A 17,241-nucleotide genomic window follows, 5' to 3' on the forward strand; every position below is an offset into this window, starting at 1 on the left:
CGATGCGTTTGCTTCTGGTGGAAGACCACGTGCCGCTGGCCGACGAATTGCTCGCCGGCCTGCAACGTCAGGGTTATGCGGTGGACTGGTTGGCGGACGGGCGCGATGCGGTCTATCAGGGCAGCAGCGAGCCTTATGACCTGATCATCCTTGACCTCGGTCTGCCCGGCGTTCCGGGGCTTGAGGTGTTGGCGCAATGGCGCGCCGGAGGCCTGTCGACCCCGGTGCTGATCCTCACCGCCCGCGATTCCTGGGCCGAGCGCATCGAAGGCCTGAAGGCCGGTGCCGACGATTACCTGACCAAACCGTTTCATCCCGAAGAGCTGCACTTGCGGGTGCAGTCGCTGTTGCGCCGCTCCAAGGGCCAGGCCAACCAGCCGACGCTGAAGGCCGCGGGGCTGCATCTGGATGAGGGTCGTCAATGCGTGATGCGCGACGGCAGCGAGATTCAACTGACCGCCGCCGAATTCCGCCTGCTGCGCTATTTCATGCTGCACCCGGAACAGATCCTGTCGAAAACCCACCTCGCCGAGCACCTCTACGACGGCGAGACCGAGCGTGATTCCAACGTTCTCGAAGTCCACGTCAATCACCTGCGGCGCAAGCTGGGCAAAGCCGTGATCGAAACCCGTCGCGGCCAGGGTTACCTGTTCGGCGGACAAGCTTCGTGAGGTCGATCCAGCGCCGCTTGAGCCTGGGGTTGATCAGCGTGATGGTGATCGTCGGCGTGGTGCTGGCGCAGATCAGCCTGTGGTTGTTCGAAGTGGGGCTGCAGCGCTATCTCGAAGCCGGCTTGCGCAACGACAGCGAAAGCCTGCTGGTGGCGCTGGTGCGTGGCCCGCAAGGCTTGCAACTGGATGAGCGGCACCTGTCGCCGGCGTATCAGCGACCGTTTTCCGGGCATTACTTCCGTATCGATTTTGCCGACAGCCACTGGCGCTCGCGGTCGCTGTGGGATCAGGACTTGCCGCTGCTCGAACATCCCGGTCTGCACAGCAACCTGCAACTGGGCCCGGACGGCCAGCAGTTGCTGGTGTTGCGTTCCGATTACCGGCGCCTGGGGCAGTCGATCTCGATCAGTGTCGCGCAGGATTACACCCCGGTGCGCGAGAGCTTCCAGCGCATGCGTCAGATCGGGCTTGGTCTCGGGCTGGCCGGTTTGCTGCTGATTCTGCTGCTGCAGCGCATCACCGTGCGCCGCGCCTTGCGCCCGCTGGAGCGGGCGCGCGAGCAGATCGCCCAGTTGCAGCAGGGCCAGCGTTCGCAACTCGACGATCAGGTGCCGGTGGAACTGGAGCCACTGGTGGCGCAGATCAACCATTTGCTCGCCCACACCGAAGACAGCCTCAAGCGCTCACGCAATGCGCTGGGCAATCTGGGGCATGCGTTGAAGACGCCGCTGGCGGTGCTGTTGAGCCTGGCGTCGAGCGAAAAACTCGATGCGCATCCGGAGTTGCGCAAGATTCTCAAGGACCAACTGGAACAGGTGCAGCAGCGGCTCAATCGCGAACTGAATCGCGCGCGCCTGTCCGGTGATGCGCTGCCCGGTGCGCTGTTCGATTGTGACGCGGAACTGCCGGGACTGTTGGCGACGCTGAACATGATCCACGGCGAGCATTTGGCGCTGAGCTACGTCGCGCCGCCGGGTCTGCAACTGCCATGGGACCGTGAGGATTTGCTGGAGCTGCTCGGCAACCTGCTGGACAACGCCTGCAAATGGGCGGACGCCGAAGTGCGCCTGAGTGTGATCGAGCGCACGGATGGCTTTGCCCTGAGCGTGGAAGATGACGGCCCGGGGATCCCCGAACAGCAGCGCAGTCAGGTGTTCAGTCGGGGCACGAGACTGGATGAGCAGACTCATGGTCATGGTCTGGGGCTGGGGATCGTCCGGGACATCGTCGAGACGTGGGGCGGGTTGCTGGTGTTGGGCGAGAGCGAGTGGGGCGGGTTGAAGGTGGTGATCGAGTTGCCTAAACGCTGATCCCGGTCAGTCCCCAACCCCCTGTGGGAGCGGGCTTGCTCGCGAAGGCAGTGTGTCAGTCAGTATTGCTTTGTCTGATACACCGCTTTCGCGAGCAAGCCCGCTCCCACATTGGAATTCAGCTGGATGCAAGTCCGCGTCAGACCCGGAACTGATCCATCAGGCTCTGCTGCTGATTCGCCAGGCTGTTTAGCGACTGACTCACCCGCGCCGACTCGTTGGCCTGCCCGGACAGCGATTCGGTCACGTCACGGATGGTCGCCACGTTGTTGTTGATCTCCTCGGCCACCGCGCTCTGTTCTTCCGCCGCGCTGGCGATCTGCAGGTTCATGTCGCTGATCACCGTCACTGCATCGCCGATCTGGCGCAGTGCGGTCACCGCTTGCCCGACCTGTTCGACACTGCCCTGGGCCTGACGATGACTGTTGCCCATCGAGCCGACCACGTCCTGGGTGCCGGTCTGCAGTTGCTCAATCACTTGACGGGTTTCTTCCACCGATTCCTGCGTGCGGCGGGCGAGGTTGCGCACCTCGTCGGCGACCACGGCAAAACCACGACCGGCCTCACCGGCACGCGCCGCTTCGATCGCGGCGTTGAGCGCCAGCAGGTTGGTTTGTTCGGCGATGGCGCGGATGGTTTCCAGCACGGTGCCGATCTTCTCGCTGTTGGCGGCCAGGCCTTCGACCTGGACCATCGCTGCGCTCATGTCGGCGGCGAGGGTGTCGATGCTCGCGGTGGTGCGGTCGATCACGGTCAGGCCCTGACGCGTGGCGCGATCGGCGTCCTTTGCCGCTTCGGCGGCTTGCGCGGCGCTGCGTGCGACGTCTTGCGCGGTGGCGCTCATTTCGTGAGACGCGGTGGCGACCTGATCGACCTGGCGGTATTGCTGCTCCATGCCAGCGCTGGTCTGGGTGGCAATGGCCGAAGACTGGTCGGCGGTGTTGCGTGCGTCCTGCACCGAGCGTTTCACCTCGGCGATGATTGGCTGCAACTTGTCGAGGAACTTGTTGAACCAGCCGGCCAACTGCCCGAGCTCATCCTGTTTGTCATAGGCCAGACGGCGGGTCAGATCACCTTCGCCACTGGCGATGTCTTCGAGCATGTTGGCCACGCCGAGGATCGGCCGGGTCACGCTGCGCGCCATCAGCCACACCAGCAGCAAGCCGACCAAGGCTGCGAGCACGCCGAGGCTCAGTTCGATCAGGGTGCCTGAATTGTTGCTCGCATCCAGTTGCTGCTTGAGTGCTTCGGCGCGGCTGACCAGGACCTTTTCCGGCACATCGAGCAATACGCCCCACGCCGGGCCGCCGGGGATCGGCTGGAACGGCGACAGCACTTTCAACTGGCCGTTGCTGTGCAGGCTGCTGACGCTGCTGCTGGCGCCGAGTTGACGCAGCAGTTCAGCACCGCTGACGGTGTCCACGGCATCCAGACGCTTGCTCAGCTTGCTCGCGTCCGGGCTGTAACCGGCGAGCAGGCCGGTGGGGCTGATGATGCTCACGGCGGTCTGGCCGTCATAGAGCTTTTTGCTCGCGCCCTGGCTGATCGCTTGCAGGCTGTTGAGGTTGATGTCCACCGACAGCGAGGCGATCACTTTGCCGTTGACCATCAGCGGGAAGACGATGCTGGTCATCAGTACGTTCTGGCCGTCGATCACGTAGAAGTACGGTTCGATCACGCACGGCTTGAGCGTGGTGCGCGGGCAGGTGAACCAGGCGTTGGCGGCCTGGCCGCTGGGGCCGGTGCTGGTGTCGGCCATGTCGCTTTCCGGCAGGGCCATCGAGGTGACTTTGCCGGGAGTCGGCTGCGACCAGTACAAGGCGAAACGGCCCTTGTCGTTGCTGCCCAGTTCGGCCTGACCGGCGAACAGTTCATCCTTGCCGTCCAGTGCGTTGGCTTCGAACACCAGCGACAGGCCGAGCAGTTCCGGGTTGGCCTGCAGGGCGGATTTGACCTGACGGGTCATGTCTTCGCGCAGATCGAAGGCATCGAGGAAGCGCTTTTCTGCCTGTTCACGCAGGAACAGCACCTGGCGCGAGAAGCCATGGCCGTATTGATAGGCGTCCATGAACTGCTGGCGAATGCCGGCAGCCTGCACTTCGCCTTGCGATTCAATGCGCGCCTGGGCCGATTCGGTCAGCATCTCCATGCTCGACGCCTTCACCAGCTCGGAGCTGTGCTCCATGCGGTACAGCGAAAGACCCACCAGCAGGGTCACGATGCCCGCCAGGCAGAGGCCGGCGAGCAGGGTGATTTTCCATTGAATGGAAAGTTGTCTGAGCGACATGGAGACGTCCTTATTCGATAAATATCTGAGACTTTGCACTGTAACGGCCGCGTTTCAGCTTTCTTTATTGTTCAAGTGCAATATGACCGATTGCCGCAGTCGCCGAATTCCGCCTACAGGGTTCTTCATCGGTTGTTACATTCGCTCGCTTTGACACTGCGGTCACTCTGCGGCACAGTGCGCGCCCTTCTAATAAGACCCTCTTTGCAAATCCGCCGGTGCTCCGTGGGCGGACTCATCCTGTCTGGCGGTGATAATTTCATCGCAGTGTTTTTTGAGGTAGTGAAATGAATGCAGTGATTGCTGCGGTCGGCATCATGCTGATCCTCAGCCTGTCCCGTGTGCACGTGGTGATCGCCCTGATCGTCGGTGCGCTGGTCGGTGGCCTGACCGGTGGTCTGGGCATCGACGCCACGCTCAAGGCGTTCAACAGCGGCCTGGGCGGGGGGGCGACCGTGGCGTTGTCCTACGCGCTGCTCGGCGCTTTCGCGGTGGCGATTGCCAAGTCCGGTCTGGCCCATGCGCTGGCCGACAAGGCCCTGGCGATGGTTGACCGGCAACACGCGACCGGTGGCGGCAGCGTCAAATGGCTGCTGATCGGCCTGCTCTGGGTGGTGGCGATTGCCTCGCAGAACATCCTGCCGATCCACATTGCGTTCATTCCACTGCTGGTGCCGCCGCTTTTATATGTGCTGACCAAGCTGCAACTCGATCGTCGTCTGATCGCCTGCGTCATGACCTTCGGCCTGATCACCCCGTACATGTTCCTGCCGGTGGGTTTCGGCAACATCTTCCTCAATGAAATCCTGCTGGCCAACGTCGCGCGCAGTGGCGTCGACATCAGTGGCATCAACGTCACCCACGCCATGGGCATTCCGGCGCTGGGCATGGTGTTCGGCCTGGCCATGGCATTCATCAGTTACCGCAAGAAGCGCGTCTACGACCTGGCGAAAATCGAGCAAGTCGAGCAGGTAGCGGTGCAGTACAACCCGCTAAGCCTGATGATCGCCGGTGTGGCGATTGCAGCGGCGTTCATTGTGCAACTGCTGCTGGACTCGATGATTATCGGGGCGCTGGTCGGTTTTCTGATCTTCTCGGTGTCGGGCATCGTCAAGTGGCGCGAGACCGATGACCTGTTCACCGAAGGCATGAAGATGATGGCGATGATCGGCTTCATCATGATCGCCGCGTCCGGGTTCGCCGAAGTGATGAAGGCCACCGGGCAGGTGCAGACCCTGGTCGAATCGTCGGCTTCGTGGATCAATCACAGCAAGGGCGTCGGCGCACTGTTGATGTTGCTGGTCGGGCTGCTGGTGACCATGGGCATCGGTTCGTCGTTCTCCACCGTGCCGATCCTTGCGGCGATTTTCGTGCCGCTGTGCGTGCAACTGGGCTTCAGCCCGCTGGCGATCGTCTGCATCGTCGGCACTGCCGGGGCCTTGGGCGACGCTGGTTCGCCGGCTTCGGATTCGACCCTCGGGCCGACCTCCGGTCTGAACATCGACGGCCAGCATCACCATATCTGGGACACGGTGGTCCCGACCTTCCTGCATTACAACCTGCCGTTGCTGGCGTTCGGCTGGGTGGCCGCGATGGTCCTCTGACCACCACAAATCCCAGACTGTGGGAGCGGGCTTGCTCGCGAAAGCGTCGTGTCAGTCAACAATTGTGTTTCTGATACACCGCCTTCGCGAGCAAGACCGCTCCCACAGGGATACGAGGCATCTCCAGACTCAACTTTTGTTTGCGCGTGCCGTTAACGCCTTTAACCACGCCAATAAAACCAAAAGAGTGAGCTCCCCCCATGCGCTTGAGTCTCAAGGCCAAAGTCCTGTCGCTTGCCGTCCTGCCGGTGTTGCTCTTTGCGCTGGTCATCAGCCTGACCACGCTGTTCATCCTCAAGCAACAGGCGCACACCGAGGTCGAGCAGACCCGCGAGCGTTTGCTCGCCGACGCCAAGGCCACGCTGCAAAGTTACGTCGCCGTGGCCATGACCACGATCAAGCCGTTGTATGACGCAGCCGCCCCCGGTGACAACGAGGCGCGGGCGCAGGCGATCAAGCTGCTGTCGGGGATCCGCTACGGCAAGGACGGCTACTTCTTCGGCTACGACTCCGAGACCGTGCGCCTGTTCAAGGCCAACGACCCTGAAGGCGTGGGCAAAAGCTTCAAGGACAACCGCGACCCCAATGGCGTTTACGTCAATCGCGGCCTGGTGAGCGTGGCGAAGGACGGCACCCACTATCTGCAATACAGCTCGCCGTTGCCGGGTAACGCCAACGTGCTGGTGCCGAAACTCGGCTACACCGAGTACCTGGCGAAGTGGGACATGGCGGTGGGTACGTCGGTCAACCTCGACGGCATTGAAGCGCAGGTGGCGGTGGTCGAAGGCCAGGTGCAGGAGCGGATGGAAGGCGTGATCCTCAGCATCGTCGGCGTGGCGGTGCTGGTACTGTTGGTGATCGCCGCAGCGGGGATGCTGCTGGCCAATGCCATTTTGCGGCCGCTGACTCTGATGAAAGCCAACCTCGACGACATCGCGGCGGGCGAGGGCGACCTGACGCGCCGGCTGAACATCACCAGCCAGGACGAACTCGGCGAACTGGCTGGCTCGTTCAACCGTTTCGTCGACAAGATCCACGGCCTGGTGCGGCAGATCACCGAGATGACCACGCAACTGACTGGCCTGGTGACCCAGGTCTCGGATCAGGCCCAGCGCTCTGATCAGGCGATGGAGCGTCAGCGCCACGAGACCGATCAAGTCGCCACGGCGATCAACGAGATGTCTGCCGCCGCTCAGGAAGTGGCCAAGAGCGCGCAGAATGCCGCCGTCGCCGCACAGCAGACCGATGAAGAAGGTCAGAGCGCCAAGCGCGTGGTGGCCGGCAGCATCAAACAGATTCATGCGCTGGTGGATGACATTCGCAGCAGCGGCGTGTCACTCGACAGCCTGCAGCAGGACGTGTCGTCGATTGTCGGCGTGCTCGGGGTGATCCGCTCGATTGCCGAGCAGACCAACCTGCTGGCGCTGAACGCTGCAATTGAAGCGGCGCGTGCCGGGGAGGCCGGGCGTGGCTTTGCGGTGGTGGCGGACGAAGTGCGGGCACTGGCCAGCCGCACGCAGATCAGCACCCAGGAAATTCAGGGCATGATCGATCGCTTGCAAGCGGGCACGCAGTCGGCGGTCGAGGCGATGCGCCGGTCCAGCGAGGCGGGCGATGGCACCTCGGCGCAGGCCAATCAGGCCGGGGCGTCGCTGGATGCGATGGCGGAGCTGATCGCGACCATCAACTCGATGAACGCGCAGATCGCCAGTGCTGCCGAGGAACAAACGGCGGTGGCCGAGGAAATCAACCGCAGCGTGCATCAGATTGCGGTGGCGGTGGACAGCGTGGCGGATGAGACCCAGTTGGGCGCGCAGACCTCGCGCAGCTTGGCCGAACTTGGCCAGCGATTGGGCAAACTGGTGGGCCAGTTCCGTATTTAAAGGTTGCTGCAAAAACTTTGTGGGAGCGGGCGTGCTCGCGAATGCGCTGTGTCAGATACAGAATGGCTGACGGACACGACGCTTTCGCGAGCACGCCCGCTCCCACATTGGGTTTTGTGCAAGGCTCAGGGTCTGTCCCAGTAGGGGATTTCGCCGAAGCATTCCATGAAAAAATCAATCACCGTGCGCACCTTCACCGACAGCCGCCGGCTCCCCGGCCACAGCACGGCAATCTGCTGCGGCTCCAGGCTGTTCGACACCTGATATTCCCCCAGCACCGGCACCAGCGTGCCTTCGCGTACCGCTTCACCAATCAGCCATGACGGAAACATCACCAGCCCCAGACCCTGTTCGGCGGCTTGGGTGAGGGTGTCGGCGTGGTTGCCGGTGATCGGGCCTTTGACCGAGTAGGGTGTCCAATCGCCCTGATCCTGCCGGAAGAACCAGCGCTGCTGGCCGGTCGCACCTTTGTAGGCCAGGCACTGGTGTTGCGCGAGTTCGTCGGGATGTTGTGGTGTGCCGTGCTGCTTGAGATACGCCGGGCTGGCCGCGACCTGAAAGCGGTGCGGTGCGAGAATCCGTGCCTGCATGCTCGAATCGTGCAGCGGGCCGATGCGGAACAGCAGGTCGGCGCCTTCCTGCAGCGGGTCGACGTAATGGTCGGTCTGCTGGATGTCCAGTTGCAGCTTCGGATAGCGCGCACATAACTGCCCGAGCCACGGTGTCAGATGCCGTTGGCCGAACACCACCGGCGCGTTGATCCGCACCAGTCCGGTGGGGTCGCTTTGCTGTTCCTGCAACGCCTGTTCGGCTTCCTCCAATTGCACCAGCACCAGCCGCGCGTGGTGGCCGAGCATGCGCCCGGCTTCCGTTGGCGTCACGGCGCGGGTGTGGCGGTAGAGCAATTGCTGGTTCAGCGCCTGCTCCATCAACTGGATTTGCCGCGAAATCGAAGAGGGCGCAACACCCTCGCGGCGGGCGACTTCGGAAAAGCTGCCATGGTCGAGCACCGCCACAAACAGCCTGAGTGTCTTGAATCCCAGTTCATTGAGCCCGTGCATGAGTCGTCCTGCTGTGCGGGTTGCGCAAAAGTGTTGTCCGGATGCTCCCATTTATCGCACAGCGTCGCCAGCCGATAATCCGCGCCATCGTTTATTTGCACAGGTTTTGGTTATGCAGACGTTGGATGAGGTGAGTGTGGCGACGCCGGTGCGCAAGCCGGGGTTGCGCCTGTTGTTGCTGCCGCTGGTGATTCTGGCCGGTATGGGCTTGTCGGTGGAGGCGGGTCTGCTCGGGCCGTTGGGGGTTCAGGTCGGGCATCTGTGGGCGACCTTGAGCATCTTCGGCGTGGGCTCGGCGATCCTGTTTCTGCTGTTGCTGTTCGCGGGGCCGCAGAAGGGCACGGCGCTGACCGATCTGCCGCGCTGGCAATTGATCGGCGGCTTTCTCGGACCGATGTATGTGGTGGTGCTGACCCTGGCGACGCCACATATCGGAATTGCGATGACGATGATCGCGATTCTCTCGGGGCAGGTGGGCAAGAGTGTGCTGATCGACCATTTCGGCTGGTTCGGCGCGACGCGCAAGAAGGTCAATGCCGAGCGCTGGCTGGCGCTGGGCCTGATTGTGGTGGCACTGGTTTTGATTGCGCGGGGTTGAAGATGAGTCTGGTTATTTTGTTGGCGGTGGTGGTGTTGGCCGGTGCGGTGTTGAGTGTGCAGGCGGCGATCAATGGACGCCTGGGTGAGACCGTCGGGGTGTTGCGCAGCAGTCTGCTGACGTTTTTTGTCGGCGCGGTGACGACCGGGTTGTTGATTGTGTTTTTCGAGCCGGCGCATGCGGTGAGTTTGCTCGATGTGCCGAAGTGGCAGGTCTGCGGTGCTTTGTTCGGGGTGGTTTACATGATGGTGATGGTCGGTGCGGTGCCGGTGGTGGGGACGGCGGTGGCGACTGTTGCGGTGATTGTCGGGCAGTTGGGGATGGGGATGTTGATCGATAATTTTGGCTGGTTGGGGAATCCGGCGATCGAGCTTTCGTCTTCTCGGGTGTTGGCGATGGTTTGTCTGGGGTTGGCGTTGGTTTTTATGTACCGGAGCGGTGTTCGTCGTTCTGATTGAGTTTTGGGTGCATATCCGTTTTTTGGGTTGGGGGCTGAGCAGGGTTCCGCCCTTACGGCGGGTCACTTTTGACAAACGCCTCAAAAGTAACCAAAAAGGCTTGCCCCGGCGTTCGGCCCTCGCCGTGGCTCGGGTTCCTTCATTGCGGGATTCATCCGGGGGCATCGCCTCCGGTTTGCTTCGCTGCACCTCCTCTCGATGTGTTTGGCTGCGCCAAACGGTCGCTGCGCTCCCACCCCCGGATAAACCCCTCCACTCAGCCTGCCGAAGGGGCCGGTACGGCAAGATCAAGAGCTTTCGGCGAGCTGACACTCGGCCATTTGAGTGGGGCGGCTTCGCCGCATGCCGGGCACGCTCTTTAAACTGTAGGAGCCCGCTCGCGATGGCGGCCTACGAGCCGACCAATCTCCAACTGAACACCCACATTCCCATTGTGGGAGCGGGCTTGCTCGCGAAGGCGGCCTACGAGCCGACCAATCTCCAACTGAACACCCACATTCCCATTGTGGGAGCGGGCTTGCTCGCGAAGGCGGCCTACGAGCCGACCAATCTCCAACTGACCCCGCCCATTCCCACTGTGGGAGCGGGCTTGCTCGCGAAGGCGGCCTACCAGCCGACCAATCTCCAACTGAACACCCACATCCCCACTGTGGGAGCGGGCTTGCTCGCGAAGACGGCCTACGAGCCGACCAATCTCCAACTGAACACCCACATCCCCACTGTGGGAGCGGGCTTGCTCGCGAAGACGGCCTACCCGCCAACCAATCTCTAACTGAATACACCCAATCCCATGCATGAACTGCCGAAGGCTGTGATCTTTTGATCTGCTATGCCTTTGGCTCTCGACGTGGCTGTTGATCTCAAGCCCCTTCGGATGGACACCACAGCGAGGGAACGCTGAGCCTAAGCGAAGTGCCGTACGCCGGAGGCAAAGCCTTTTGGTTCCTTTTTTTCGTTTGAAAAAGAGACTCGCGGTAAGAGCGAAGCCGCCAGCGGCAGCACCCGCAGAAACGGATATCCCCCAATCCGCAGGTAAAACGCAGAACAGAACTGCTCTTGCTTCGAAAAAATCCAGATCAAAAGTTCGCAGCCTTCGGCAGCTCCTACACTGATCTTTACGGCTTGCCCCGGCAAGCCGCAGACAACCACCAAAAAAGGAGTCCGCCCCCATGCCAGATAGAAAATGCGATTGCCCCAACTGCAAATGCACAATCAAGGAAGGCGACCACGCCTACGCCGTACACGGCAAACACTACTGCTGTGAAGCCTGCGCGCACCACCACAAGGGTGGCGAGGAGTGTTCAAGCAAGGGCTGCCATTGCGCCCACCCCAAATGACGACATGCAAAAAAAAGTGGAGCCTAATCAGGCTCCACTTCCAGTTTCAGGCTTTCATCATCCAGCCGTTCGGTATGGCGTACCGTGCCTTGCAGCCGTCGACCTTCAACCCTGACCACCACGGTTTTCGCCTGGTCGAGGTCTTCCGGTAACGGTGCCGGTACGCGCAGGGCGAAGCAGTATGGGTCATCTTCGACGGGTTCCAGGCCCACTCGACAGTCGACGCTTTTGGTGATGCGGCCGAACAGGGTGTCAAGGCCGTAGTCCAGATGCGCCGGGCTGAAGATGCTGGTCATGTGTATTCCCCCAAATGTCCCCATTGCCTGGCGAGAGTCTAGCTCGCCGGTCGCCATGTGACATTTTCCACGCCGAATTTTTCCGCCATCGGTTTGCTGGTCTTTTGCACTTTTTCCCGGCCGAAACGCGGGATGCGACCCACGCCGGCGTCGCAGCTTGCCCAGTGCCACGCCTCGGCATTATCCATTTTGTCCGAACGGATAATGAACGATTTGGGCGTGCCGTGAAGGGTGTAGTCGATGACAAACAGTTTTGCGTTGTTCATAAAGCCCGTATTCCTCCCTGTGGTATTAGAAGGATCGCGGCGCGCCGGGAAAATTCACTCGGATTGTCCGACGGTATCTATCGTTGGCGACACATCGGCGCACTGGGTACCATGGCCGCTCTGCCAACCCCAATGAATGCTCGCCATGGCCCTCGCTGCGCCTCCCGATCTGAGTGATACCGATGTGCCGGTGCAACCGCTGGCGCGCACCTATCCGCGTGGGTTATTCATCGAGCCGCACGAGCATGTCTGGGGTCAGTTGCTGTATGCGATGAGCGGGGTGATGTGGGTCGAGACCCCGCATGAAGCGCTGGTGGTGCCGCCGCAACGGGCGGTGTGGTTGCCGCCCGGGGTGCCGCACGGGATTCGCGTGGTTTCGGACTTGCAGATGCGCAACATCTACCTGCGTCCGGCGCTGGCGGCGACGCTGGATGCGACGGTGCAGGTGATCGAGGTTGCAGGGCTGCTGCGCGAGTTGATCGTCGGGCTGGTCGAGCAGGGTGACAGCGGTGAGCCGGCCTATTACGACGCATTGGTCGGTCTGGCGTTGCTGGAGCTCAAGCGTGCCCGGCGCTCGCAATTGAAGATCGCAATGCCGGACGATTCCGACCGGCGCCTGATGAACCTGTGTCAGGCGGTGATGGCGGCGCCGTCGCTGGACATTCCTTTCGAGCAGCACGCGGAAAACGCCGGGGCCAGTGTGCGTACGCTGGCGCGGTTGTTCAAGGACAGCCTCGGTATGGGCTTCGCCGAATGGCGGCGGCAGGTGCAACTGGCGACGGCCGTGGCGGAGTTGATTCAGGGCGTGCCAGTGAGTGCGATCGCTCGGCAGCTGGGCTATTCGCCGAGCAGTTTCAGCGACATGTTCCGCCGGGAACTGGGCGTAGCACCCTCGCAATTCATGAGCACCTGAACACAACCCCTTTGGGAGCGAGCCTGCTCGCGAAAGCGCCGGGTCAGTGACTTCATTCTTCACAGGCATATCGCATTCGCGAGCAGGCTCGCTCCTACAGTGGCGTGTGGCGAATTCAACGGATTTGGCCGAAATTCAGAAGTCCTTGGCCGGCGCCTCCGCCGATCCTTCCCTAGACTCTGCCCATCCCTTTCACGCGGTGGAGTTCCCCCATGAACTACCTGATTTCGCTGGCCATCGGTCTGGGCGTCGGCCTGCTCTATGGCGCGCTGCATTTTCGTTCGCCGGCACCTCCGGCCATCGCCCTGGTGGGGCTGCTCGGCATGCTCGCGGGTGAGCAGTTGTGGCCGCTGGGTCGGCAACTGGTCGCTGGCTGGTTCTCGTGAATTTTTCTTTCTCTCTTCGGTGGATGTCCTCATGAAAGCACTGCAATTCGATAAAACCGGCGACCTGTCCTCCCTGCGTTTGGTCAACGTAGCCACTCCGGTGCCCGGCGCTGACGACGTGCTGGTCGAGATCAAGGCGGCCGGTCTGAACCCCAGCGACGTAAAGAACGTGCTCGGGCGTTTCCCCTACACCACATTGCCACGGATTCCCGGGCGCGATTTCGCCGGCGTCGTGGTTGCAGGGCCGCAGGCCTTACTTGGTCAGGAGGTGTGGGGCACCGGGCGCGAACTGGGCTTTTTCGCCGATGGCTCGCATGCGCAATTCGTCAAGCTGCCGGCCAACGGCGTGGCGCATAAACCGTCGCACCTGAGCTTCGCCCAGGCTGCCAGCCTCGGCGTGCCGTACACCACGGCATGGGATGCGCTGGAACGCAGCCTGGTGAGTGCTGAAACCCGTTTGCTGGTGATCGGTGGCGGTGCGGTGGCGACGGCGGCGTTGGCGTTGGCCAAGGTCCGTGGGGCGCAGATACTCGCGGCGGCGCGGCGGCCAGAGCAGGTCAAGGACTTGCAGGCACAGGGTTTTCAGACAATTCAGCTGGATAAGCCCGAAGACCTCGGTGCACAGGTCCACGCGGTGTACAGCGGCGGCGCCGATGTGATCTTCGACACCACCGGTTTCTGGCTGCCGGCCTCGGTAGCGGCGCTGGCACCGTTCGGTCGTATCGCGATTATCGCGGCCCCGGTCGACGGCCATGTGCAGTTGCCGGCGCTGGCGCTGTACCGCAAGGGCGGTTCGGTGGTCGGGATCAACTCGCTGCTGTATGGCGTGCAAGCTTGCGCGGCGATGCTGGAGCAGTTCGGGCGGTTCTTCGATGAGGATCGGCTGCCATTGCCGCAGGGTTTGGTCGAGGTGCCATTGGCGGAGGGGTTGCAGCGCTATGCCGAGGTGAATCAGGGCAGTGGCGACAAAACTATCCTTATCCCTTAACGCCACAAAACAACTGTGGGAGCGAGCCTGCTCGCCAAAGCGGCTCGCCATTCAACCAAAAACCGCCTGACCCACCGCCTTCGGGAGCAAGCCCCCTCCCACATTTGAAACGCATCCCCCTGTGGGAGCGAGCCTGCTCGCGAAAGCGGTATTTCATTCAACCAAAAACCGCCTGACCCACCGCCTTCGGGAGCAAGCCCCCTCCCACATTTGAAACGCATCCCCCTGTGGGAGCGAGCCTGCTCGCGAAAGCGGTATTTCATTCAACCAAAAACCGCCTGACCCACCGCCTTCGGGAGCAAGCCCCCTCCCACATTTGAAACGCATCCCCCTGTGGGAGCGAGCCTGCTCGCGAAAGCGGTATTTCATTCAACCAAAAACCGCCTGACCCACCGCCTTCGGGAGCAAGCCCCCTCCCACATTTGAAACGCATCCCCCTGTGGGAGCGAGCCTGCTCGCGAAAGCGGTATTTCATTCAACCAAAAACCGCCTGACCCACCGCCTTCGGGAGCAAGCCCCCTCCCACATTTGAAACGCATCCCCCTGTGGGAGCGAGCCTGCTCGCGAAAGCGGTATTTCATTCAACCAAAAACCGCCTGACCCACCGCCTTCGGGAGCAAGCCCCCTCCCACATTTGAAACGCATCCCCCTGTGGGAGCGAGCCTGCTCGCGAAAGCGGTATTTCATTCAACCAAAAACCGCCTGACCCACCGCCTTCGGGAGCAAGCCCCCTCCCACATTTGAAACGCATCCCCCTGTGGGAGCGAGCCTGCTCGCGAAAGCGGTATTTCATTCAACCAAAAACCGCCTGACCCACCGCCTTCGGGAGCAAGCCCCCTCCCACATTTGAAACGCATCCCCCTGTGGGAGCGGGCTTGCTCGCGAAAACGGTATTTCATTCAACCAAAAACCGCCTGACCCACCACCCTCGGGAGCAAGCCCCCTCCCACAGTCAGAACGCAAGCCCGCGCCCACATTTTTTGCTGCACAGGTTTCAGGATTGCGGGACGCCGTTCTCCCACGCCGACCAGTTTTTCAGGATGTCCTGCACCAGCGGATTACCCGTGCGATAGAGATTCTCCAGCGCCGGCACGAAGCCGCCTTGATCGGCGTACTTGAGCAGGTTATCCACTTCGCTGCCGCCCGGTGCGGGCCGGTCGAAGTCGGAGCCAGCACGCACTACCGCCAGCCGTTGCACGTCCACCAGACCTTCGCGACTGGCGCGCTGCAAGGCCTCGTAGGTCGAGTTGTCTTCCTGTTGCGTGGTGCAATATTCACCTTTGTTGTCGGTCAGCAGTTGGGTCCAGACCTCGGCGCGTTCGCTCAGGCGTGTGCCGGAGAACCAGGTGTTGCCCGCCAGCGTATCGCAGCGGGTAACCACTGGCGGCTGGTTGGCCGGGGCAGACGGGTATTTCAGGCGCCACGCCGCCGATTCCTTGCTTTCGCTCAGCTCGACCTTGTGGCTCAGGGCGAAGGCTTTCGCCTGTAATGTCGGGTTGAGTTCGAAGACTTCGGTCTTGTAGTCCAGCGGCGGTTTTTCGTTGGGGCCCTTGGTGTTGATGCCGATATAACCGGTCGGCCAGTTCGACGGCGCGTCGCGCGAATCCAGTTCCCATTGCGTACCGAATTCCACCAGATAGTGCGCCCACGCGGCGGTGCCGATGGTCCCGTGTTTCGGGCTGATGCCGGCGATCCCGGCGATCAGGAAGTAGCTTTTGCGCAGATCGAATTTCGGCGACAGGGCCAAGGCCAGGGTCGAGGCGGCGGCATTGGTCTGGCCCATGCCGGTGGTCAACAGGCACACCTGCTGCGCGTTGCAGCGGATGGTCGGGTATTCGGCGGACAACCCCGACACGCGGATTTCCTGCTTGAGGTTAAGGCGCTCGATCCAGTGCTGTGCCTCGGGGGCGAACATGGTGATCAGCACCACTTTCGGCTGGATCGGCGCTTCAGCCGCCCATGTGGTGGAAGAGAGCAGGGCCGCAGCGGCCAGGGTCAGACGCGTCATTGCTTGCATGAGAATCTCCTGAATTCAGAACTGATAGCCGATGCCGGCGTAGTAACCCCACCCGTTGGAGCGTGCGCGGAAGTTGCCGTCGCCGAAGTTCAGCTCGCTGCCGTCCTCCCAGTTGCCGCCGTTGTGGAAATAACGGCCGACCAGGGTGAAGCGCAAGTGGGTGAACGAGTACAGCAACACGTTGGTCGCCACCGTGGCATTGGCGGTGCGCGCCGGGTTGTCCTTGTGCAGGTCCGAGCCAAAATCGAAGTTGGTGAAGCCGATGTAGGTCAGCGAGGCACCGTTGCTGAATTTGTCGATGGGCACGATGTACTTGAGCTGCGCGCGGTAACCGTCCCACGAATACTCATTGCTCGCGCCGTAGTTTTCCCACTGGTAGCGCCCGTACAGGTTGGCCGACAGGTTGACCCGCGAATGAGTGTCGATGTCGGTGCCCAAGCCGCTGTACAGCGTGTTGGCGCGATTCTCCTTACGGCTGCCGTGATCGTAGATCCAGTCGAACGCCACGTACCATTCCTTGAACGGACCGATGGCCAGACTGCGGCCGGCGAGGTAGTCAATGGATATGCGTGGTTCGTGCTCCATGAACACCGGTGAGCCGTGGTCCCACACGCCTTTGTCGTGGCTGTTGCCGATGTTGAAGATCTTCGGAATGTCGACGTAGCCGTACAGCTCGAACGGCCCCTTGCGCCCGAAGTATTCGTATTCCAGGTAGATATCGTCGGCCGGTTGCGGGCCGAAGCTGATGTCCTTGCTGCCGATCAGCGTCAGGTCCTGGTTGTACCAGTCCGACAGATAGGCGCCTTGTTTCGGCGGACTGGCTTCGGGGCTGAGGGTTTCGCCCTGGGCAGATTCTTCGGGCAAGGCCGGCTGCGCCAGCGCGCTGTGGCTGAGAACTCCGGTAACGCCGGTCAGTAGCAAGGAAACAGCAAACGTGCGCGCAAATGGGGCGCGAAGAGGGGAAGCGGCGTGCATTCAAAGTCCTTTTTTGCGGATCGAGGCCCGGGTTCTGCGGGTCTGTACGGTTTTGTCACGAAAAAGCCGTTATAGGCAGGTCGCAAACGTTTGCACAAGGCGTACCAGTTTTCCAGATACAGCTATTTCACTGTGGGAGCGGGCTTGCTCGCGAAGGCGTCGGGTCAGCTGACACAGGCTTCATCGTTACA

General features: G+C 61.8%; 17 protein-coding genes and 1 pseudogene. 11 read left to right on the top strand and 7 right to left on the bottom strand.

Annotated elements, in window-relative coordinates; all coding sequences use genetic code 11:
- Window positions 1-2 precede the first annotated feature (2 nt).
- Window positions 3-671: a response regulator transcription factor gene (locus tag AC0J41_RS08095; RefSeq protein ID WP_473015109.1), complete on the top strand. Its 669-nt coding sequence runs from the start codon at window positions 3-5 to the stop codon at window positions 669-671.
- Window positions 668-1,981, top strand: coding sequence for a sensor histidine kinase (locus AC0J41_RS08100; RefSeq protein WP_473015110.1), 1,314 nt, complete (start codon window positions 668-670; stop codon window positions 1,979-1,981). Before AC0J41_RS08095 ends, AC0J41_RS08100 begins: the two co-directional genes overlap by 4 nt.
- A 139-nt stretch (window positions 1,982-2,120) precedes the next feature.
- On the opposite strand, the gene AC0J41_RS08105 is transcribed toward AC0J41_RS08100, so the two are convergent.
- Complete coding sequence (locus tag AC0J41_RS08105; protein ID WP_371262551.1) at window positions 2,121-2,876, bottom strand: methyl-accepting chemotaxis protein; 756 nt, start codon at window positions 2,874-2,876, stop codon at window positions 2,121-2,123.
- A 102-nt stretch (window positions 2,877-2,978) separates the two neighbouring features.
- Window positions 2,979-4,268 (bottom strand): annotated as a pseudogene (locus AC0J41_RS08110) (cache domain-containing protein); the annotation flags it as partial.
- 287 nt (window positions 4,269-4,555) lie between these two features.
- Here AC0J41_RS08110 and AC0J41_RS08115 point away from each other — a divergent pair.
- Both AC0J41_RS08115 and AC0J41_RS08120 read left to right on the top strand, forming a co-directional pair.
- Entirely contained in the window at window positions 4,556-5,872 is a 1,317-nt protein-coding gene (locus tag AC0J41_RS08115) for a Na+/H+ antiporter family protein (RefSeq protein ID WP_025108857.1), read from the top strand.
- 200 nt (window positions 5,873-6,072) lie between these two features.
- Window positions 6,073-7,755, top strand: coding sequence for a methyl-accepting chemotaxis protein (locus AC0J41_RS08120; protein WP_025108858.1), 1,683 nt, complete (start codon window positions 6,073-6,075; stop codon window positions 7,753-7,755).
- Between the two features lie 125 nt (window positions 7,756-7,880).
- On the opposite strand, the gene AC0J41_RS08125 is transcribed toward AC0J41_RS08120, so the two are convergent.
- Window positions 7,881-8,816 carry a LysR family transcriptional regulator gene (locus AC0J41_RS08125; RefSeq protein ID WP_025108859.1) on the bottom strand — a complete coding sequence of 312 codons (936 nt, stop codon included), beginning with the start codon at window positions 8,814-8,816 and terminating at the stop codon, window positions 7,881-7,883.
- 112 nt (window positions 8,817-8,928) lie between these two features.
- Here AC0J41_RS08125 and AC0J41_RS08130 point away from each other — a divergent pair, with 112 nt between their 5' ends.
- The 4 genes from AC0J41_RS08130 to AC0J41_RS08145 all read left to right on the top strand — a co-directional run bounded on the left by AC0J41_RS08130 (window position 8,929) and on the right by AC0J41_RS08145 (window position 11,209).
- Window positions 8,929-9,414 (top strand): DMT family transporter, encoded by a 486-nt coding sequence (locus AC0J41_RS08130; RefSeq protein WP_473015111.1) that lies wholly within the window; start codon window positions 8,929-8,931, stop codon window positions 9,412-9,414.
- A 2-nt stretch (window positions 9,415-9,416) separates the two neighbouring features.
- Window positions 9,417-9,872, top strand: coding sequence for a DMT family transporter (locus AC0J41_RS08135; protein ID WP_025108861.1), 456 nt, complete (start codon window positions 9,417-9,419; stop codon window positions 9,870-9,872).
- A 382-nt stretch (window positions 9,873-10,254) separates the two neighbouring features.
- Entirely contained in the window at window positions 10,255-10,644 is a 390-nt protein-coding gene (locus AC0J41_RS08140; protein WP_473015112.1) for a hypothetical protein, read from the top strand.
- A gap of 397 nt (window positions 10,645-11,041) precedes the next feature.
- Complete coding sequence (locus AC0J41_RS08145) at window positions 11,042-11,209, top strand: metallothionein (protein ID WP_081730276.1); 168 nt, start codon at window positions 11,042-11,044, stop codon at window positions 11,207-11,209.
- A 23-nt stretch (window positions 11,210-11,232) separates the two neighbouring features.
- Here AC0J41_RS08145 and AC0J41_RS08150 read toward each other — a convergent pair whose 3' ends face one another.
- Window positions 11,233-11,505 carry a hypothetical protein gene (locus tag AC0J41_RS08150; RefSeq protein WP_025108863.1) on the bottom strand — a complete coding sequence of 91 codons (273 nt, stop codon included), beginning with the start codon at window positions 11,503-11,505 and terminating at the stop codon, window positions 11,233-11,235.
- Window positions 11,506-11,543: 38 nt separating this feature from the next.
- Window positions 11,544-11,771, bottom strand: coding sequence for a DUF6555 family protein (locus AC0J41_RS08155; protein WP_003223528.1), 228 nt, complete (start codon window positions 11,769-11,771; stop codon window positions 11,544-11,546).
- Window positions 11,772-11,916: 145 nt separating this feature from the next.
- Here AC0J41_RS08155 and AC0J41_RS08160 point away from each other — a divergent pair, with 145 nt between their 5' ends.
- From AC0J41_RS08160 to AC0J41_RS08170, 3 genes are all read left to right on the top strand, one after another.
- The gene (locus tag AC0J41_RS08160; RefSeq protein ID WP_177327304.1) at window positions 11,917-12,684 is read left to right on the top strand and encodes an AraC family transcriptional regulator; all 768 of its coding nucleotides are present in this window, start codon (window positions 11,917-11,919) and stop codon (window positions 12,682-12,684) included.
- Window positions 12,685-12,896: 212 nt separating this feature from the next.
- A complete protein-coding gene (locus AC0J41_RS08165; RefSeq protein ID WP_081794837.1) occupies window positions 12,897-13,070 on the top strand; it encodes a DUF1427 family protein in 174 nt (57 codons plus the stop codon).
- 31 nt (window positions 13,071-13,101) lie between these two features.
- Entirely contained in the window at window positions 13,102-14,058 is a 957-nt protein-coding gene (locus AC0J41_RS08170) for a quinone oxidoreductase family protein (RefSeq protein ID WP_473015113.1), read from the top strand.
- A 994-nt stretch (window positions 14,059-15,052) separates the two neighbouring features.
- Here the strand turns inward: AC0J41_RS08170 and AC0J41_RS08175 are convergent.
- Window positions 15,053-16,075, bottom strand: a complete 1,023-nt coding sequence (locus tag AC0J41_RS08175; RefSeq protein WP_473015114.1) for a purine-nucleoside phosphorylase — start codon at window positions 16,073-16,075, stop codon at window positions 15,053-15,055.
- 15 nt (window positions 16,076-16,090) lie between these two features.
- Window positions 16,091-17,050, bottom strand: a complete 960-nt coding sequence (locus tag AC0J41_RS08180) for a nucleoside-specific channel-forming protein Tsx (protein WP_025108867.1) — start codon at window positions 17,048-17,050, stop codon at window positions 16,091-16,093.
- Window positions 17,051-17,241 lie beyond the last annotated feature (191 nt).

The sequence above is a fragment of the Pseudomonas sp. Arb-4-2C genome, from assembly GCF_055755015.1.

Coding starts and splice junctions, on each gene's coding strand:
- AC0J41_RS08140 (WP_473015112.1), top strand. CDS start 10,255: ATGGCGGCCTACGAGCCGACCAATCTCCAACTGAACACCCACATTCCC.
- AC0J41_RS08130 (WP_473015111.1), top strand. CDS start 8,929: ATGCAGACGTTGGATGAGGTGAGTGTGGCGACGCCGGTGCGCAAGCCG.
- AC0J41_RS08120 (WP_025108858.1), top strand. CDS start 6,073: ATGCGCTTGAGTCTCAAGGCCAAAGTCCTGTCGCTTGCCGTCCTGCCG.
- AC0J41_RS08095 (WP_473015109.1), top strand. CDS start 3: ATGCGTTTGCTTCTGGTGGAAGACCACGTGCCGCTGGCCGACGAATTG.
- AC0J41_RS08165 (WP_081794837.1), top strand. CDS start 12,897: ATGAACTACCTGATTTCGCTGGCCATCGGTCTGGGCGTCGGCCTGCTC.
- AC0J41_RS08135 (WP_025108861.1), top strand. CDS start 9,417: ATGAGTCTGGTTATTTTGTTGGCGGTGGTGGTGTTGGCCGGTGCGGTG.
- AC0J41_RS08105 (WP_371262551.1), bottom strand. CDS start 2,876: ATGGAGCAGCAATACCGCCAGGTCGATCAGGTCGCCACCGCGTCTCAC.
- AC0J41_RS08145 (WP_081730276.1), top strand. CDS start 11,042: ATGCCAGATAGAAAATGCGATTGCCCCAACTGCAAATGCACAATCAAG.
- AC0J41_RS08150 (WP_025108863.1), bottom strand. CDS start 11,505: ATGACCAGCATCTTCAGCCCGGCGCATCTGGACTACGGCCTTGACACC.
- AC0J41_RS08125 (WP_025108859.1), bottom strand. CDS start 8,816: ATGCACGGGCTCAATGAACTGGGATTCAAGACACTCAGGCTGTTTGTG.
- AC0J41_RS08155 (WP_003223528.1), bottom strand. CDS start 11,771: ATGAACAACGCAAAACTGTTTGTCATCGACTACACCCTTCACGGCACG.
- AC0J41_RS08115 (WP_025108857.1), top strand. CDS start 4,556: ATGAATGCAGTGATTGCTGCGGTCGGCATCATGCTGATCCTCAGCCTG.
- AC0J41_RS08175 (WP_473015114.1), bottom strand. CDS start 16,075: ATGCAAGCAATGACGCGTCTGACCCTGGCCGCTGCGGCCCTGCTCTCT.
- AC0J41_RS08160 (WP_177327304.1), top strand. CDS start 11,917: ATGGCCCTCGCTGCGCCTCCCGATCTGAGTGATACCGATGTGCCGGTG.
- AC0J41_RS08170 (WP_473015113.1), top strand. CDS start 13,102: ATGAAAGCACTGCAATTCGATAAAACCGGCGACCTGTCCTCCCTGCGT.
- AC0J41_RS08180 (WP_025108867.1), bottom strand. CDS start 17,050: ATGCACGCCGCTTCCCCTCTTCGCGCCCCATTTGCGCGCACGTTTGCT.